This window comes from Pseudomonas sp. PDM25 (assembly GCF_019219045.1).
Taxonomy (GTDB): domain Bacteria; phylum Pseudomonadota; class Gammaproteobacteria; order Pseudomonadales; family Pseudomonadaceae; genus Aquipseudomonas.
Window position 1 is genome coordinate 1 of the sequence record NZ_JAHUWL010000024.1, and the last position, 18534, is coordinate 18534.

Consider the following 18534-nt stretch of genomic DNA (forward strand, 5'->3'; position numbering starts at 1 on the left):
CGGCAGACAGCTTGCCTATGTGATCAAACGCATACAGCTCCAGCTTTCGCAGCCAGCCGTTACGCCATTTTTCCGACCACGTCGCGCCGTGAGCATCACGGTATTCCGTTGCGAGTGTTTCAAACTTCAGTTGTTTGGCCTCTCTAGCTCGTTGAGCCTCGTTCTGGGCGTCACGTTCAGCATCGCGTGCTGCTAGTGGATCGATCCCATCGGTTAAGTACCGGCGTTTGGCGCTAGCCTCAATACGTGCATTTTTGAGGCTGACATCTGGATACGAGCCTAAGCCCATCTCTCTACGACGGCCTGCGAGTTGGAAGCGGAGTAACCAGGATTTGCGCCCCGTTGGTTTTACGACCAATCGCAGTCCATCACCATCTTCATAGGTGCCGGGTTCGGTCAGGTTTTCGACTTGTTTCGGATTCAGCTTACCCATTGGATTTCCCCTTTGATCCTGCTGTCCCCCCATTTATCCCCCCACATCATCGTCGGATGAAGTCAGGCAGCGTTGAACGCTATTGGACAGGTGAATGAGTTAAGGCCAGAAATAGCTAGGTTATCAGAACTTTTTGTGGATTTTATTGGATTGTTTAGGATAATAAAATGTATGGTCAGCCCATCTCCTGCAACCTCATGGGCTGTTTTCGGTAAAGCTGGCTTGCGCTAATGTATTCGGGCTCGTCGTGAGTGTTGCGTCAACAACGCTCGGCCCTCGATGAGTAGCCGCTCCCGACTGTCCTGAAAAAACCCTCAGCCTCTAAAGCTGATTTTATTGCCAGGTTCTCAGTCGGGCCGTTTGCCGTTTACTGTCATCAGTCAGTGACGTCGCAAAAGCCGGTGGTAAAGCTGTACGTTCAAACGTTCGGATGTGGGTCGTACTGGCCGCCTTTGGCCAGTACCGCCCACACGATTCGCGCCAGTTTGTTCGCCAGCGCGCACGCGACGACATTGGAGTGTCGACGCGTCAGAAGCTCCCGAACCCAAGGCCCAATGGCGTCTTCCCGCTTATCGATATGCTGCATGATGGATCGCGCGCCCTGCACCAGCAGTTGGCGGATGTGCTTGTCGCCGCGCTTGCTGATCCCCAGAAGCACTGTTTTTCCGCCCGTCGAATATTGCCTCGGCACCAGCCCTAGCGAAGCGGCAAAATCGCGTCCACTTCGATAGTTCGACGCATCGCCTACATCGGCCAATACCGCACTGGCGGTGATGGGGCCGATGCCAGGAATACTCTGCAAACGACTTCCGGCATCGTCTTCTTTCAACTGTTGCTTTAGATCGGACTCGATGTCCTTGATTTCATCATTCAGCAGTTGAATTTGATGATGGAGGCGCATCACCACGCCCTTCAGACGCAATGGAACCGGGTGTTGTGGGTCGTCCAGCAGCGCCGGCACGCGGTGCAATGCAGTTGCGCCAATGGGCAGGCTGATGCCGAATTCCAGTAAAAAGCCATGAATCTGGTTGGTCGCGACGGTGCGATGGCCAATCAAGGAATCTCGGACACGATGCAGGGCTGAAAGCGTTTGCTGCTCTGCGGTTTTGATCGAGCAGAAGCGCATCGCGGGGCGGCTCGCCGCCTCGCAAATCGCTTCGGCATCAATGAAGTCGTTTTTGTTGCCTTTGACGAACGGTTTGACGTACTGCGGGGCGATCAGCTTCACCTCGTGGCCCAATGCACCGATCTGTCGAGCCAGCCAGTGGGCGCCGCCGCACGACTCCATCACCACCGTGCAGGACGGTAACTGGGCCAATGTGCTGAGCAATTGGCCGCGGTTGGTTTTCTTGCGCAACACCTGATGACCTTTGGCGTCCTGGCCATGCAGGTGGAAACTGTGTTTGCCAATGTCGATACCGAGAAGCGTCATCGTATTCATGAGAGATCCTCCGCCGAAAACGAGAAAAGCCCTGCAAGCGTAAACCTGCAGGACTTCTCGGTCAGGCTGACCATCTCATTAAACCCGGCCATGCGCCGGCTTTTCTATTTTGGCTGCCGCAAAAAAACTCGTCGCAGCAATCTCCGTATAAGGGGGCTAAAATCGCTAAGACACACGAGCGTCACGCCTATTTTTCTGTTGCGAGAACCCTACAATGAGTAAAGACCTGACTGAAGAGGAGATGCGCCAAGCGCTCTTTGGCAGTAGCCAGAACAGTCATCCGTCACAGAGCGAAAAACCGGCGCCGGTTGTCACTCCAACGGCAAAGCCAGTTCAGAAAGCCAAAGCTTCCGCAAAGCCACACTCCCCCAAATTAAGGGTCACACTGCACGTGTCGAGAGAGTTTGAAGGCGAAATTGACGTGTTCGTCCATGACGCGAACACCCTCAGTACCTTCGTTGCTGAGCAAGAGGCCAAGAACGAGGCCAAAAAAAAGAAGTACAAGTATTTTGAAGTGGTGTCGACAAAACCCATCTAGTCGTCTTTCCGCTCACTCGCGCCCCCCTTTGTCAGAGGCACACCCTAGGCGCGTTCGGGCTCACTCTCGACTTTGAAGTTAATACGCCCATGGCACACATAACCAATGATCAAAATTGCACTCTACAAAGACGCAGTACCTGAGGCCTTAGCTGAGCAAATCATCCGTATGGCGGTTCTGTATACGTCAGAATTGGGAACAGATGCCTGCCCACCTGAGCATCCTCTTTATGTGATCTCCCAGATCTATCTGGGATTTGAAGTTCACGCGTACCTTAATGCGATTGGCCATCCAGGTGGTGGACATGGAGAGCTGCTCGTCGCCTTCGATGATGAGCAGCCAGGAGCACCTCTTGGTTTTGTTCTGTACATGCCAATCACAAACTCAGTGGATTCCTGTGGAGTAAATTACGGGGCTGTCCTCGAGGAATTCCGCGGCCGTGGAATTTTCACGGCTCTGATGCGAAAAATGCTTTCTCGATATCCGTTAGCTTCTCTTTCTTGCTTCGTGGAAAGTGTGCCTCTGTATGAGCGACTTGGATTCAGAGTTGAGGTCGCGCGTAGCACCCAGGTACAGATGACAACCGACCCAAACCCTGGCGACCAGACTATGACCGTCATAGACCTGTCGCGACTCCAGGGACATCCGGTAGTTATTCAAGCGCACGAAGATGCTGTTGCTAAGCATGGCCATGCAGCGATTGAGCGGGCAAATAATGAGGCAAGCGAACGCGTTGATTCACTTTTCAAAAAAGCCGAGACCTACGTTAGAGACCGTCTGCTGAACTCACTGACCGCCTAGGGTTCGCGCACCTGCTAGACGCTCCTCAAGCGCCCTGGCTAAGGGCGTACCACATTGCACGAGAATATCTACAACGGCTGCCAGATCCGCACTCTCTAGCGCCTCGGGCGAAACTGGAGGCAAAAGAAAGGCCTTATCAATCCAGTTACATATCCGCCGACCAATCGCATGTCCGATCCAAAACTCGGAATTGGCCCCCTGTTCACGCCACCATGCTCGAACTGATGTTGACAGGTAGGCCATTTGGCTAACCTGAGGCGACACCTCCAAAAATCCTAAAAACGCCTGAGTGACGAAGGTAGAACCGGGCGCTTGCTCCACCAGCTGAGTGAGCAATGGCAAAAGTAAATTCGCTTGCTCCACCTTGGCAGCCGGGACATAACAGATTGGCCCTTTACCTAGTCTGTGGTGCCCCATAAACATCGAGGCAACCACACCGGCAAGTTGCATGGCTATCCCCATTGATCGAGATGAAGCAACGTGATGCCAAGACCTCGTATCAATCAACCTTCGATAAAGGGATTCACGAATTGAGACTGCTGCAAGGTCCGTTACCAAGCCCTTATCCAACCATAAGTGATCCAACGTATGGAGTTGTGATTCGGCTGCATCAAAGAAGCGCTCCTCTGGAAGAGCTTCGAGATATCCATATACAAACTCTTCTACTCCAGCCCCCCCATCAATAACCCCTACGGCAAGCGCGGCAGAGAAAAAGGCATCATTCCACTCGTACACGAGCTCACTCGGTTCTTCGTCCGCGTCGATGTCGACACCATTCGCGTTGGCGGTCCATGGCCAACAATGGCGTACCAACTCTGCGAGCATATCTGGACGAGCTTCATGCCAAAGCTCATTTGCCAGAGAGATCCATGGAGCCGCCTCCGCGGCGTCCAACGCGAATGCAGGTGATAGTTGAATCGAACGAATGCGTTTATGACGTACCTTACCCACACTGATTGAGTGCTTCTCCTTGGGTGGATTTGGGTCAGGTAAAACAGACCAGCTTGGCTCGGGGCCTTCCCCTATCAGCCATCGATGCTCAGCCGTCACAGCACTTTTCAACCTATCTTGTTCAGCCCTTTTACGAGCCGCTGTCATTTCCTGCTCGCGTACACGATAGTCCTCGATACCATCAAAATCGTCGTCATGGTGTCGCACGGCATATACTGAAGACCCAAGACCTAAGCGAATGAACGACTGCGTTAGTTTGGGATCCAGGACCCGTGGCGCCACCGACTCAACAAGCATCAGTGATGCCATCCCCGTCTGTCGTCTAGCTGCCAACTGAAGCAGCCACTGCAAACTGTCACTGACTGGATTTTCTCGGTACACCCCGAGTAAACCCACAGCCGCGATACCAGAAGTGTTGTATTGCAACTGTGGCACGTGCGCTCTTTCTGCGGGTTCAACCATTGCGATGTTTATCAAGATGTTCACCGCCCAATCTCGATGAGCATCCCTCAGTTTTTTATCGCCATCCCTCATCACCAAGGCCGCAACGATGACGCGAGTTCTTTCATCCCACTCTTGGTCATCGCCGTCTAAAATTTCGTTCGGCGGCAGATACTCATATCTCGCCCATTTAACACAGCGCTCAAGAAGCACTTGCGAGCTTTTGGTTCCGAGTAGGGCCTTCATCATTTCGAAACGAATTGTCGCTTCGTCATAACTGATTTGCGCCTTCGATTGGATCTCCGCGGTAAGCCTGGCCTCGTGTTCTGGAGGTATGTACTGGTACTGCCTTTGGCCAGATCCATCCGCTTTACACGCACCCACCTGATAATTCGCCACATCAAGTCGATTAAGTGCACACATCGCAGCAAATCGTGCGTCCGTCATGCTTGCGTTGTCGGAGTCCGGAAGGCCAATTCGAGCTACATCTGTTTGCAAAGAATGACGCATAACTTCTCGAATCTCAGCTGGCCCGTGAACACCATAGTCTTCAAGCACTGAGTCGATTGTCGTACGGCGAGAAGGTCGACGGACCAAATCCTCAAGTCTAGCTCCGCCCTTAGGTTCCGGATGAACCCATGAATCTAAATGCATATCCCCCGCTACGATATCTTGCGCAAAGCGCTCACGATCCATTGCCAGTAATGACGCTGAAGCAGCAAATGGCCAGAGACTCGCTCTGGTTTTTGGCCAATGGGAAAGCATGACATCGACCGCCACCAGTATGACTGCGGTAGGAGAACCGTCAGGTCCCAAAATATCGTCGATGACCAGGTCCACCGATTCATCACGTTCAATCCGAATATGCGACCACGCTTCCAAGGCCATAAGGGCGGATGCGGCAACATAGGTCCCATCAGAACGCGACCACAGATAGGACTGGCACCAAGGAAATACACGCGATCCATTAAGCAGGGGGATCTCAATATGGTTTTCACCTGGATCCCGACCGAACGTTTTCCGATATATCGCGCGAGAAACGACACCGCGAATCAGTCTTAAACCGTGTTCTCTATTTGCTAGCAGCAAACTTAAAAACGGTGCCCGAGCAGGAGACGCTGGAAAATATTCGTTATCCCATCCAGAAAAAGCTCTCTCGCTGAAAGGATGTAGGTCATCAGCGTCCTTGTCCTTTTCGGTCAATATCTTCAGGAACAAATCGGCCAAAGCCTCTGGTGCAGCGATGGCGGCAGTTCCAATGAACGGGATCAAACGGCGGAAAACAACGTGCCGATATGGGTGATCGCTCAACTCACGAAAGTAGGATTCGACATCTTGAGGACAAAGCTTGCACCACATGAGAAAGCTACTCCGAAGATCGTTCTCCTGAGCAGTTGTCATTGATAGTGCGATGGTTCCTTTCGGAGAGGCATCACTGAAGGGATTCGCCCTCGAATGATGCTTTGCTTCGACCAAGACCAACCACTCGTAAAGCCGGTGTACGAGCAACGGCGACAAGTCGTCATATCCTGCTAGCGCAGTACACCAACGACTATAGAGGTCAGTAAATAGGGGAACGGCAGCTGGAGGCAGTCGATCCCCAAGCGCAAGCGACCAAACGATAAGATTTAGCCAGGCCGGCCCGCGAGGAAGAACAAAATCATCTGTTAATTTGCTGACGTCAGCACCGGCCTTAGCAAAAAGAGGCGCTGCAGATTGGGAGTCGATCGTGATAGCCGCCCGCACCAAATCTGAAAGCGCTTCAGCTTTATTTGCAGCCAGTGTAGGTGCGCATCGGTTCAAGACCTCATCAGACAATTCCGAGCGAACAAGCGATAACAAGACAGCACGCCTCCACGAACCGTGACAGCCTGGTGCGCTCACTCGCTCGAGCAAAACCCGCCAGGCGGTATCACCGGATTCGAACTCAGCATGTAGCCGAGCAGCGAACTCCACCCCCCGAACAAGGCGCACAGGAACGGGGAGATTCAGAGGCAGGTTAGAGAATCGATCTGGCTCATCATGTAACAGGCAACCGAGAGCCCAATCACGCAGAACGTCGTGCGTGGGCTCTACGCGAACCGCGCTAACGATGCGAAGGGAGCCACTTGCGACAAGGGTTTCGATTGCCTTAGAAGATGAGGCTCTGGAATCCAGAGGGCCCGAGGTAGCCAATGAATGCTCTGCCAAGTAATACAATAGACGACACCGATCTGTGCGATCTGCGGAGTCCGCAGAGTCTCCAGTGATCCACCATTGCCACGCCATCTTCGCTTCGCTGAAAGCAGTTGTGGATTCCGCCGTTCCCGCTCGAGCCAGCCGATCCAAACGATAGGGATTTCGTACTAATTTCTCAGCTGGGTGGCCATGGCGCAGCAGTGAGGCAAGCGCAGGATCAGCCATCCTTAGAATTTTGACCTCATCGTTGCTCAGCTCATTTACGGTCAATGGACCAGTTTCACCAAGCTCTTCAATCGCCTTCGCTGGCAGCCACTCGCGCGCATCTGAATCAAAATCTGACCGCGCAGTGACCACTACTTTAACGCCTGAAACTTGTGCTGCTGCACGTATCAAATCAACGACGGTCGCTTTTTGTCCTGAATCCTCAAAACGATCTATAGCGTCGATAAACAGCATCCCACCGCCGTCCCCAGCCAAATCGACCAGGAATTCACGTGCAGACACCTCACACCCAAGTGTTGTTGCCATGGCTGGCCAACCACCGCCAGGTACACGGTTCGGTGCGACAACAACAACACGGGACTCAACGCCGATACGCATAGCGAGATCTTTGAGTACGCCTGATTTGCCAACACCACCGGCGCCCCGTATTTCAAGATACCTACCGCGTTCAAGCGCTGACAGCGCTTCCATGACCGATCCAGTACGGTCGATCGCCACACCATGAACATCCGTTCTAATGGTATCTAATGCATTCTCAACGATCTCGTATAGACGCTCACGAGCGACATACAACTGACGAGATCCAGCAAGACGGTACCCTAGGGCGCTTCCAAGACGCGTTCGTAGGGACTGTGATTCCAAATCCCCGCCAGCGGCGTCAACCTCCAGTGCAATTTGCTTAAGGGAGTCCCAAAGGTCGCCAGCTCGATGAATATCTTGAGGTGAAAGCTGCAACGCACATCGTTCACGAGCCAACAATTCACAGATTGAACCCGCCTGCTCCAGGTCAAAGACCAACACCTGAAAGCGTGAAAGAAGAAACCAAACATCCTCATCTTCGTGCGATGCGCCAGCAGTCTCCATATGGCCACGAAACGCATTCACGAAATCCCTCATCGCCTGATGTGCTGCACCAGACTGATTTAATCGGATGAAGAAATCCTTTGAGCTCTGATAGTTGCGAGCCCACTTAAGGACCTCTTGGATATGTTGCTCAATTTTGGTTGAGGTGCGCGCAACCGCCACGGCAAGCTCATAGCGCGTGGATTTGAACTCGGGTTTGATCGCAGACCGACATGCCAGAGCCACCACATCTGCAAAGGTCTTGTCGCCTGCAGTGAAAACGAGGGTGCGTTTAGCCTGCAGCTCGAGAGTTGCTACGTTGCCTTGGCGGTCGCGCCCCGTGATGATGACGTCGTCCATCGGATGGCCTAGTGCGGCACGCTGGAAGGCAACACGGCTAACTACGACGCCCGGCAACCCGCGGGCCTCACCGCCCGAAAGCAGCGGTAGAAGATACTGCGCACCTACATGAGCCTCAAGAACAGCTCCTGAGGGTCCCGCCGCAGCTGGGCTTGCGACCGCACCCTTATCTGCAGCCCGACGTGGCTTACGTGAATTTCCACCTTTTGGTGAACTTGGTGTTTTGGCGGATTGCTTTGTCTGTTTTGACGAAGGACCAGAGGGGGGGCTTTCAGACATTGGTATGTTCGCCTGTCACGGTTCAGTCGCCTAGCGCCTGGTGACAGCTCCATATGGCACGCGACAGGGTAAAGATGGAGATTATCTCGCCTCGGGTGAAAGTGTATACCCGCAACGCTTAGCAGATCCTTCCCCTGTCTCGTTACCACTCCTAGCGACCGCCCAGTTGTATTAGGTGCTTGGTGCGAAGCGGGCCAACACTTTCGGTACCCCAGACCGGAACATCCGGACGAGTCCAATGGAATCGACTGCCAGGCCCTCGTTGCCCTCTTCAAAATCGATACCGATTTCTGAACCTTGAGCAACCCAACTTTTGAGTGGACCGCAGACGGATTGGACAATGAACACGGCCCCTTCCCTTTCACATGCTGCCTGTAGGTAGCAGTCAACGTGCCATCGGCCTCGAACACCGCAAACCATCGCCATATGTACGACGGTACCGTTCACCAGGATATAACCCTGCGATTCGTATCGCGGAAATGCGGCCGTATCAATGCAAAATGACCAGCACGTTCCGTTCATCTGGTCAGGAAATTGCCGCTGTCTGAGTGCACGAAAAATTGAGTTCGCCTTGTTGTCGAAAGGGATGACTTGCCTTCCCCACAACTCAGCAAGTCGACGCCTGAACATGTCTCTCTTAAGAGTCGTATCAGCGTATGAAGCCGCCCAGATCGCGAAGCCAAACACTGAGGCCAGAAGTCCAGCGAGGAATGAGAACCCTACCACCATCTCCAGTAGGTTGGTGCCAGTCCTTAAGCTCCGCAGCAAGGTGAAAGCGACACCAGATCCAACAAGCAGTAGCCCGCCGGGCAGTAGATGATTAGCTAGACGTACAAGGGCGATCTTCATTTACGCCTCCTTTGTTCCGGTAGTTTTGAATCCAACGAGCACCGGCCTGGTAGCCCACTGTTAGGTCCATGCTTCCGGCAGCGAGCCGAAGAAGCTCTGTCGTGGTTTCAGTAGCCTCGGGACCGTCGATAAACTGAGCAACCTTGGTCCATTTGGCAGCTTCTCTTAAATCATCAAGTGCCCTTGAGCTTGAAATAATGGTAACCACAAGGTCTGCAGCTGATTTTGGGACGCCACGCATTGCAGCCGCGGATAGAAAGGAACGAGCACGATCCAAATCCCTTGCCAGCATTCCGTTGCCAAAGAGATACATCCGTCCCACCCTGCTAGCCGCTATGGGATCACCCGAGCAAGCCAGTGCTTTAAGCTCCGCCAATGACACTCCTGCACCGTCTTCATCTCCTTGTGAAAGCGAAGAGGCGATGTGCGCCTCCAGCTCTATCGCAGAAGGTGGGGTTGATTCAGCAGCGGCTACATTGACCACCAGCGCCAGCAAGATAATCACAGACCTCATCGGCATCCCAACTCTATTTAGACTGCATAAATCTAAAGGATCAGGAAAAGGTTCTGTGGCGGATCCGCCCCCAAAAATTGGACAAACTAACCTGGATCAACCCGGCCCGTTTCGCCATCAATTGTTACAGGCGACTGAGGAGACTTCATGAAAGGTTCGAATGTGGTTGAGCTGGATACTGAACCACACATATTGGCGCCGGCCGGTTCGCTCAATCTTCTTATACGGCCCAACACTCCGACCAAGACACTGGGCAAAATCTGCAATAGCAGAGTACTGAGCGATGCAATGCAACAAATCATCGTCACGGCTTCAGTTGCCATATCCAGCCCAATGCATCCCCAGGCAAATATTTTTGCTTGGAGCAACCTGAATATCGGCGCTGCAGGCACCGACGCTGGTACCTCAACCTGAGAAATCAGCCCAAAAGCTGTGAGCACCAGCAGTACGCAGACTCCACCCCTAAGTGCCAATTTTAAGTCGGAAACCGACGGTACCGCGTGCAAGCCGATTACAAGCGCCAAAAGTCCCGTTACGCATCCAGCCCACTCCCCACTTACGAACGCGCCTACCGTGGCACTCCAGGCCGCATTGATACCCAATTCATATGGGGTCGATGCGTTCGTAAATGGCAAATCAATTTCAGAGGATGTCGTAGGTAACAGAAACGAAATTATCGAATAACCCATCACAACGGGAGCGATACCCTGTACCAGCAGCCCAACCATGTGGACCAAAGAATTTGGCTTGTAGGCGAACTGGACGTACCCCAGGAGCCCCGTATGAGGGTCAGGCGAATACAGTTTCACCTTCAGTACTCTCATCCCGAAGACAACACAGGCAATAAAATGGGATAGCTCATGCAAAGGGGTACCGATCAGCCCTGTCACCGCATGCAGATGAAATGACCTCTTTACCAGCACCTTCGTGGAAACTCGCTGAAGGCAAATCACCCCTGCAGGAATCAAGAGGAGCAGCAGGAACTGCACCCCAAGCCAGATCAAAATTTGCTGTTCAGCCAATCCGAGTCACCCATGATGTGAAATTTCCAAGATCCTAGGCTGAGTTTTGGAGGACCATCGCTCTTTCCGTCCCGCAAAGAGGGTCGGTCTACCGCATGTAGCGTTTTTCCTCTTGGTAGATTGGGGTCAATTACCCGAGGGATATCACGTAGCCATGGCATTCAGTTGGACAGACGAGCAAGAGGCAATTTTCGCCTGCAAAGAAATCCGTTTGCGTGTCCGTGCGTTCGCCGGCGCTTCGAAAACGACCTCTTTGGTTGAATACACCAAAAGGCACTCAAGGCGTCGTTTTCTGTACCTATCCTACAATCGAAGCATTGCTGATGAGGCAACAGGAAAATTCCCGAGGAATGTAGACTGTTTTTCAACGCACCAAGTGGCATACAAAGCAGTGGCGGCGAAATACAAACACAAACTTGGTGAGAACTTACGGCCATCCGACGTAAAACGTGTTTTGAATCTTGATGACTGGAACCTAGTCCGCGCTGCAATTGGAACAGTCACCAACTTCCTCAACAGTACTATCGAGGTTATTCATGAAGACCACCTGCCCCAACTGAATGGCCGCCCCGTCTCTCAGATGTCTCCATCTTTTGTCGACGCAGTATTTCAATGCTCACAAGAGCTATGGAATCGAATGTTAGATCCGGATGATTTAGATATACCGATGCTCCACGACGGATATTTAAAGCTCTATTTCCTCAGCAAGCCTGACTTGAGCCTCAAGTACGATGCTGTTCTTGCGGATGAAGCTCAAGATCTCAATGGCATTACTCTTGGATTAGCCAAATCTCAGTCATGCCAGGTAATTCTCGTTGGTGACACGCACCAACAATTGTACTCGTTCAGAGGTAGTGACAATGCCCTCTCGGATCCTGATCTAGACACAGCAGTCGATTTGTATCTGACGAAATCATTTCGCTTTGGCCCTGCCGTTGCAACGATCGCTAACATCCTTCTGAGCTACAAGGGCGAAACCAACAAGGTGGTTGGTGCAGGATATCCGACCAAGGTCAAAGCAGTCCTAGATAGCGATGCTGTGCGTCCAGCCCTTCTGCACCGAACAGTGATGGGCGTCATAATGTCAGCGCTTGAATTAACATCAAAAAACAAAAAGATTTTTTGGGTTGGGAAAATAGACTCCTACAAAATCTCAGACATCGAGGATCTTTATTGGTTAAGCGAAGGTAATACGAGCAAAATCAAGTCCAAGAGGTTATTGAAAGAGTTTAAGAACTGGGACGACTACGTATCGATTGCGGAGGCCAGCAAGGACCGCGATATGGCGCGAGCAATAAAAATTGTCACTTCTTACGATCATCTGGACGAGGCTTTAGCTCAAATTCGGAAGCTCACAGTAAAAGACGAACGATCTGCAGACGTAATACTTTCGACGGCACATAGATCCAAAGGTTTGGAGTTCGACTATGTCAGCCTGGAGGAGGACTTCCCCGACCCCCTTGACCCGGAGATGTCCGAAAGCTCACGCGATGATGAAATCAACTTGCTTTACGTTGCTGCCACTCGCGCGAAGATTTGTTTAGCCGTCAACTCCATAATCATAGGCATGATGCGGGATTATGAGAGACGACGGAAAATCAGTATTCAAATGGCCGGTAACTGACTCAGGTATCGTGGGATTTAAGATTGGCGGGGACAGATCCAAGTCGAGATCGCAGACTGTGCAAGTCACATCCCCTGCCAAGACTTCTAACGGTGCAGAGGACCTCAATTTGAGCGTCAAGCTTCGCTAGGCATAAACCGCGACCGTGTGCGACCAAGCGATAACCATGGATAGAGAGAAGCTCCTGTAAATCCTCCCAGCTGGTCGATTCAGCAATCAGCTCAATAACGCCGGCTTTTGCCTCATCAGTCAACTCTCCTTCGAGTGGAGGGATGACACTCAGATCCTCGCGCGGGTCGATACTCATCAGGTTCTGCGGGAGGATCCTGACTGGCGATCGACATGAAACTGCAGCGACTATTTCGTACAGACCATGGATCGCGAAAAGCGCACAGCACCCCAAAAGTCCATAACCAATCCATTCTGTAGCATTCGCTGCATCACCGGACATGCGCGCTGGGGCGTATCGCACCAGGATCTGAAATGACGCGGCTCCAAGAGCGATAGGGAAAAGTACGCCACCTACAACGCTTGGAGAAGATAAAATCGAAGAGGACGACAAACCAGGTCTCCTGTTACGGATTGAGGTACAGCCCCCTCCACAGGGGCTGTACCAAAGGATTACTTGGAGACAAGATTGGCGCCATTCGCCGGCTGTGAACCTGGTGCAGTGGGGGCGGCGGGGAGTTTGGCATCCACCGTGGGAGCAGCATCAGCACGGGAGCCATATCCAAGAATTTTCTGCGAGACGACATCGCCACCATCAATCGGCTGACCTTGTTCTTTCTGAGCCTGGGCCTGAGCTTCCGCTTTCTCCCCGACCATCATTTTCTTCATGATCGAAATGAACGCGCTGATTGGCTGCGCCCCTGATACGAATTCTTTCTCGCCGGTGAGATTGTCAATGATGACGGTGGCCGGCGTGCCTGTCGCGCCAATTTTCTCGCCCATACGCATGTGCTCGGCGATGCGGTCTTTGTAATTGTCGCTGCTCATGCACTGGGCAAATTTGACTTTGTCGCCGCCAAGCCATTTGACGATGTCGGACATGTCTTTCACACCACCACCATTGCCTGCAGATTTCTCGAAGATCTGGTCGAGGAAAACCCAGAACCCACGGTTACCTTTCTGTTCGGCGAAACATTCAGCTGCTTTAGCATCGTCAGTGGCAGCTGGGTTGTGAAAGCTCAAAGGTAGATGACGCCACTGCCAATTGACTGCACCATTGGAGCGATCAACGATCTCCTTGAGGTTTGGGTGAAGTTTCTTACAGAAAGGACACTCCATGTCGGAAAACTCGGCCAGAGTGAATCGTGCTTTCAACTCACCGTATACGCGCGCGTCATTCGGCACCTCGTCCGCGGCAGCTGAGAACTTCGCGAATTGCGATTTCGAGTACTCCTCGATCTCCGCCTTTTCACGCATGGAGGCCGCGGTTTCCATCTTGCTGGTCATGTATTGCTCCCCCCAGACGTTGAGTGCTGCGTAGCTGACAGCCTGGCTGAGAGCAACTGCGGTTAGAACAGTTGGAATAAACGTTTTGAGGCGAAGAGTCATGGCGATTCCTGAAGTGGTAGCACTGCAGGAAACATTAAGAGGATTGTCTAGCTGGAAGGGGCCAATCAGCCCCTCATTTTGGGCGCAATCACCGACTTGAGATAAGCCGCAAAGCAGGTGCTATTTGGAGGATAGGCGCATGGAATTGGATAGCCTGTCGTGCGTGGTTTGGCTCTGAAATTAACTGGCCATTCATTGCCAATAAACACGCGAGAACCGGCCCTCTTCCACCGTCAAGAGATGCTCCCTCGGCCTTATAGCGGGCGACTAACTCATGCAGTGACGCATTGTTCCACTTGTTGCCGGGGAGTTCCTGATATCGAGCGCTAAGCAGAGTAAGTCGATCATCAAACGTTGTGTAGTGATCCAGTTGTTCCAGCAGCTCATAGAAGGCGGTTCCATAGCTACTGAGGGTCGAAGCCAGAGCCCCCATCCTCACCCGATAGTAGGAAGCTTGGTCCTGGTAGGAGCGGTAAAGGAAGATGTCATTTCGGCTCAGCCCCCTCCCGCCGCCTTTAGCATCAAGGATCCCAAGGTTGCGTTCACATTCACGAAGACGGCTCTCCTCGCGACCAAAACGCGACAGTACGGATCGAGCTTCCTTTCGCTTCAAGAAAAACAAGCTGCGAAGTGATTTATAGGTTTTCAAGGGCTGCATCTCATTTTCCTTTGCGGTGGGTCCAACCTAACACCTGGATGACCTATGGCTCAGTCAATCAGTCCCAGCCATAGGTGCAGTCCGGCCATGCGCAATTGGTTGTCTTAGGCAATTCGCTGTGACTGATGGCGAGCAAGACGCTCCTGGCGCTCTTGTTCCTCTACCGATAAACGAGCTTCCGGTAGGAGTAGCATTCGGGCTAAGCCAATCTCAGCTCCTGAAATCTCACAGAACCCGAACAAGTCGTCCTGGGAAATTCGCCGTGCAGCTTCCTGAAGGGCTTTAATACGCTGGGTGTCGCGCTGAATCTCTACAGCTACACGTTGCCGAAGTTCTTCAAGCGTTGCAGTGTCGGTAGGATCGGAAAACGACTCGACACGCTCGAGCTCTGGCTTCTTCGCCTCAATTCGGGCTCGAATCGCCTCTACCAATTGCCCAACAAGTGACGCAAAGAAAATACGTTGGTCTTTGTTCATGTAACTCGACGCCGGCATCGCCAGCAATTCACTCTTAGTCACGTTTGCCTCCAGCAGTTATTTGAATCTCCATCATCCATGCAGAGTCAGAACTGCAAGTACCCTCCTCACCTGGCCTTTCGGCCTCCCTCTCACTCACTGATAGCGCTCGAAGAAAGTTTCTTTTGAGTCTGTTTCACACCATATGGGAAGAACTGCCCCCCACCTCACCTCAGTGGTCTATCCGTTTCTTTTCTGAGGTCGTAAACCCAAAGCCCTAAATGCATTTCTGAGGGCAAAAAAAAGCCGGCGACTAAGCCGGCTTTTCTGTTGGCCATTTACTGAAGGCTATGCACATCCCTCAGCGTTGATACGATCGCGGCTGTCTGAGGTGCCGTCACAGAGTAATTAGCCTCAATGGCGTCAGCGAACTGATCGAAACTGAAGTGGTGAACGGTTGGTGTGCCGTCCTTTAGCAAATGGCCGTAGCTACGCATGGCCAGGGTCACAAGCTGAGCCTGTTCATTTGTTGCGCGGTATGTGTCCACACCGAGTACTTGGCGGCATGCAATTAGAGGCTTCATGGTTACTCCATAATCAGGAGCGAGACCACACCCAAACGGGAGTAGCCCCGCTCGGGTCATTTAAGGTTTACGAGATTGCTCGGCAAAATCCGAGGTTCAGTTTTTATTGCGATCCAGGCCCTTACCTACTCGAGCAATGCCCCAGAGGATCGCCAGAGCGGCAAGTACGAGGAAGGCCACCAGCGACCAGAAAAACTGCGGATCGTATTGGTATGAGCCACCGAACATGGCGATGATGTAGAGCAAAATTTCCATAAGGACTCCAAGAGTTGGAGACCCATGCCCCAGAAGGGGAATGAGGTCCCCTGGTGGGTTGAAAGATTGCTTGAATTAGCAGAGCTCAGGTCAAGCTGTACCTGCCCCGAAGGGATCAGCCAAAGGCCGAGTGAGAGATGATGGTACACAAAGGCTGGGGCCAATCCAATACCGGCCCCACTCCAGAAATAGCTCTGCAATCAGTAGGCGGCAACTGGCCCGCTTTTCTGATCGGGAAGGTAAAAAGCAGTACCCTCTGGGAGACTTCTCGAAAGAGCCGAGGCTACTTCAGCGGCCGATACATTGCCGTTATCCAAGAACAGGACCTTGTCCATGACTGAGGTCGTTTCACTGTTGATTGGAATGGCAACAATACGAGCCGCGTATCCTCCCCGATCGGCCGGGGCATACCCATCAGAGGCAAGTACCCCGCGGCGCCCCAAGAAAACCTTGGCTGTCTTGACACCAGCTTCGGTCTCTATTGATCCCGTGCGGAACTGACCATTTTGGACATTGATGGTTTTCGTTACGTTGGTGACTGCAGACGCAAACATCGCATTCATTTTCTTCGAACAATTTGAAACGGCGTCCGTAACACTAGCCGTTTGATCTGCATGCTCGAAGCACACAAGAAATCCGAGGTTTACGCGAGGATCATACTTTGGAGAACCGGCTACCAAACTGAGGGCCATGCCAGCGGCCCCCATATTTCCGCCAATGGCATTCAAGCCAATTGCCTCGATGTCCTTACCAGTTCGACCAGCTGGTGTGGCGACCGATGAGATGTATTTTTTCGTTTGTTCGGCCGTCGCCGTGTGGAGCTGATTTGCTGTGTATGACCCAGCTGGTGCAACTTTAAGCGAGGGCATTCCCAACACACTGAACACCTTATCCACCGGAGTAGCATCTGTGCGGAACTGCAAAGGCGTGGCATTTGCGTGCTTGAGTGCTACCACATCAGAGTCACGAAACTCATATTCAACACCAGCCACAGGCGCGGAACCCACACCTTCAGACTGGGCCTTGCTTACACGGTCGTGCATAGCGCAACCCGCCGTTGATGCGATAACCACCGCAAGCGCCATTCCAAGGTAATTCATCAATCCCCTCTCCTCTAGGTTTCAATCCGAATGATGCTCAAATCATTCCATAGTGCGTTCTAACTGCAAGGTTACATCGGCATCCTTTTAGATGGTAATTGGCACCGTTTTGCATCTCGAATAGCGCCCTTAATGTGCATTGATGGAGGCATGCTCAATGGGAAGCACATTCAGTAACATGCAACGCCACAAAGGGAATGGAAATGAAGGTCATTCGAACCGATCGCTTGTCAAAATTGCTCAGCCCAGATCGCCTTGCTTTGTTGGTTTACGGGTTGTACGCCGCTGGCTTTATTGTGGGGATTACTGCCGTCGTAGGTGCTGTCATAGCCCACATGAACCTTCGATGCCAGGATGAGGTTTGGCGAACTCATTTCCGCCGCCAGGTGAAGGTTTGTTGGTGGAGCATTGGCTGGCTTTTGCTGGGAGGTATAACAATCAAATTTGGAGTTGGTTACCTAGTCTTGCTGGCCTGGTTCACGTGGGTCTGCTTCCAGATTGGCACTGGATTGAACAAGCTCAGGAAAAACCTTCCGGCATAAAAAAACCCCGATCACTCGGGGTTTTTTTTTGCGCAATAGAACACGTTTAAATGGTTTGCTCTGTTACGACTCCACGCGTAGCACTCCCACTGCGTTTTGCAGCTGGATGACCAAGCTCAATCCACATGCATTGGTACCCACTGCTGAACCGCTGACATACGGGAACGATTCGCGCTGGAGCGTTGTAAAGCTTTGCGTCCGGATCTTCCACTCGTGAATTGCCGGCGCAGCCGCAAAGTGCAAGAGACAAAAGCAATAAAAACGTTATTTTCATGAGGGGCTCCGAAAGTTAACGGGCTCCTCCCCTTGACGGGGTATGAGCCCGCAAGGGTGTCGAGATGCTGCACCGCAGCTGGTTCGGCCTGCTGGCCATTGAATAACGAGCACATGCTCGCCAAACAAATCAAAAAATTCAGTTCTGAGCCGAATGGCTCACCGCTAATCCCCGAGTCATAGCGCTCGCACGGATCATCAGGCACACCTGAATGATCCACCCTTGGGTATTCCCCTCTGCCTTCAACGTCATAGATCCGTCGGAGAAAACGGCTTTGAAGGAGCCTTCAGCATTGCGGATCTGGCGGTGGGAGATTGAACCCTCGACCATTTCCTGGAGCTCCGCTTTTAGACCTGCCACCGCAGCGGCCGTTTGGACGGTGCCATACACCCCGTAGCCAATAAAGAATCGAAGATCAACCCGGTTCGTATCCGCGCTGTCTGTCTGAATGGTCAGATCGGATCGTCGTACCTCGCATGCCAGGTACCGCGTATTACTCCCCTCACCGACGCTAAAGGATTTCGTACTTTGAGGCTGATGATGCTGATGAGCAGCCTTAAAAAACCGCCGAATTGGATTGAGCAATTCCATTGCCGAATCAGCAAAGTCT

At 52.4% G+C, this 18534-nt stretch carries 17 protein-coding genes; 5 read left to right on the plus strand and 12 right to left on the minus strand.

Annotated features, from left to right (window positions below; translation table 11 throughout):
- On the minus strand, positions 1 to 433 hold a 433-nt coding region (locus tag KW848_RS29555; RefSeq protein WP_218538931.1), incomplete at its 3' end, for an integrase arm-type DNA-binding domain-containing protein.
- A 418-nt stretch (positions 434 to 851) separates the two neighbouring features.
- Entirely contained in the window at positions 852 to 1874 is a 1023-nt protein-coding gene (locus tag KW848_RS29560; protein WP_218538932.1) for an IS110 family transposase, read from the minus strand.
- A gap of 214 nt (positions 1875 to 2088) precedes the next feature.
- On the opposite strand from KW848_RS29560, the gene KW848_RS29565 reads away from it, so the two are divergent.
- Both KW848_RS29565 and KW848_RS29570 read left to right on the plus strand, forming a co-directional pair.
- Positions 2089 to 2412, plus strand: a complete 324-nt coding sequence (locus tag KW848_RS29565) for a hypothetical protein (protein ID WP_185710043.1) — start codon at positions 2089 to 2091, stop codon at positions 2410 to 2412.
- Positions 2413 to 2517: 105 nt separating this feature from the next.
- On the plus strand, positions 2518 to 3213 hold the full coding sequence (locus KW848_RS29570; RefSeq protein ID WP_218538933.1) for a GNAT family N-acetyltransferase: 696 nt from the start codon (positions 2518 to 2520) through the stop codon (positions 3211 to 3213).
- On the opposite strand, the gene KW848_RS29575 is transcribed toward KW848_RS29570, so the two are convergent.
- From KW848_RS29575 to KW848_RS29585, 3 genes are all read right to left on the minus strand, one after another.
- Positions 3199 to 8490 carry a hypothetical protein gene (locus KW848_RS29575; RefSeq protein ID WP_256365321.1) on the minus strand — a complete coding sequence of 1764 codons (5292 nt, stop codon included), beginning with the start codon at positions 8488 to 8490 and terminating at the stop codon, positions 3199 to 3201. The two genes, KW848_RS29570 and KW848_RS29575, sit on opposite strands and share 15 nt — an antisense overlap.
- 171 nt (positions 8491 to 8661) lie before the next feature.
- Positions 8662 to 9339, minus strand: coding sequence for a hypothetical protein (locus KW848_RS29580; protein WP_218538934.1), 678 nt, complete (start codon positions 9337 to 9339; stop codon positions 8662 to 8664).
- Entirely contained in the window at positions 9311 to 9844 is a 534-nt protein-coding gene (locus KW848_RS29585; RefSeq protein ID WP_218538935.1) for a hypothetical protein, read from the minus strand. Before KW848_RS29585 ends, KW848_RS29580 begins: the two co-directional genes overlap by 29 nt.
- 156 nt (positions 9845 to 10000) lie before the next feature.
- Between KW848_RS29585 and KW848_RS29590 the strand changes: the two genes are divergently transcribed.
- Both KW848_RS29590 and KW848_RS29595 read left to right on the plus strand, forming a co-directional pair.
- On the plus strand, positions 10001 to 10267 hold the full coding sequence (locus KW848_RS29590) for a hypothetical protein (RefSeq protein WP_218538936.1): 267 nt from the start codon (positions 10001 to 10003) through the stop codon (positions 10265 to 10267).
- 762 nt (positions 10268 to 11029) lie between these two features.
- Positions 11030 to 12499 carry a 3'-5' exonuclease gene (locus tag KW848_RS29595; protein ID WP_185710038.1) on the plus strand — a complete coding sequence of 490 codons (1470 nt, stop codon included), beginning with the start codon at positions 11030 to 11032 and terminating at the stop codon, positions 12497 to 12499.
- A gap of 621 nt (positions 12500 to 13120) precedes the next feature.
- On the opposite strand, the gene KW848_RS29600 is transcribed toward KW848_RS29595, so the two are convergent.
- The 6 genes from KW848_RS29600 to KW848_RS32020 all read right to left on the minus strand — a co-directional run bounded on the left by KW848_RS29600 (position 13121) and on the right by KW848_RS32020 (position 17108).
- The gene (locus KW848_RS29600; protein ID WP_218538937.1) at positions 13121 to 14056 is read right to left on the minus strand and encodes a DsbA family protein; all 936 of its coding nucleotides are present in this window, start codon (positions 14054 to 14056) and stop codon (positions 13121 to 13123) included.
- 88 nt (positions 14057 to 14144) lie between these two features.
- Positions 14145 to 14714 (minus strand): hypothetical protein, encoded by a 570-nt coding sequence (locus KW848_RS29605; protein ID WP_010466512.1) that lies wholly within the window; start codon positions 14712 to 14714, stop codon positions 14145 to 14147.
- 104 nt (positions 14715 to 14818) lie between these two features.
- Positions 14819 to 15232, minus strand: coding sequence for a TraR/DksA C4-type zinc finger protein (locus tag KW848_RS29610; protein WP_010466510.1), 414 nt, complete (start codon positions 15230 to 15232; stop codon positions 14819 to 14821).
- Positions 15233 to 15507: 275 nt separating this feature from the next.
- Positions 15508 to 15753, minus strand: a complete 246-nt coding sequence (locus KW848_RS29615; protein WP_218538938.1) for a hypothetical protein — start codon at positions 15751 to 15753, stop codon at positions 15508 to 15510.
- A gap of 96 nt (positions 15754 to 15849) precedes the next feature.
- On the minus strand, positions 15850 to 16008 hold the full coding sequence (locus KW848_RS29620) for a hypothetical protein (protein ID WP_218538939.1): 159 nt from the start codon (positions 16006 to 16008) through the stop codon (positions 15850 to 15852).
- Positions 16009 to 16208: 200 nt separating this feature from the next.
- Positions 16209 to 17108, minus strand: coding sequence for a hypothetical protein (locus KW848_RS32020; protein WP_256365322.1), 900 nt, complete (start codon positions 17106 to 17108; stop codon positions 16209 to 16211).
- Positions 17109 to 17311: 203 nt separating this feature from the next.
- Between KW848_RS32020 and KW848_RS29630 the strand changes: the two genes are divergently transcribed.
- On the plus strand, positions 17312 to 17650 hold the full coding sequence (locus KW848_RS29630) for a hypothetical protein (RefSeq protein ID WP_218538941.1): 339 nt from the start codon (positions 17312 to 17314) through the stop codon (positions 17648 to 17650).
- Positions 17651 to 18062: 412 nt separating this feature from the next.
- Here the strand turns inward: KW848_RS29630 and KW848_RS29635 are convergent, their stop codons facing one another.
- Positions 18063 to 18515, minus strand: coding sequence for a hypothetical protein (locus tag KW848_RS29635; protein WP_218538942.1), 453 nt, complete (start codon positions 18513 to 18515; stop codon positions 18063 to 18065).
- Positions 18516 to 18534 lie beyond the last annotated feature (19 nt).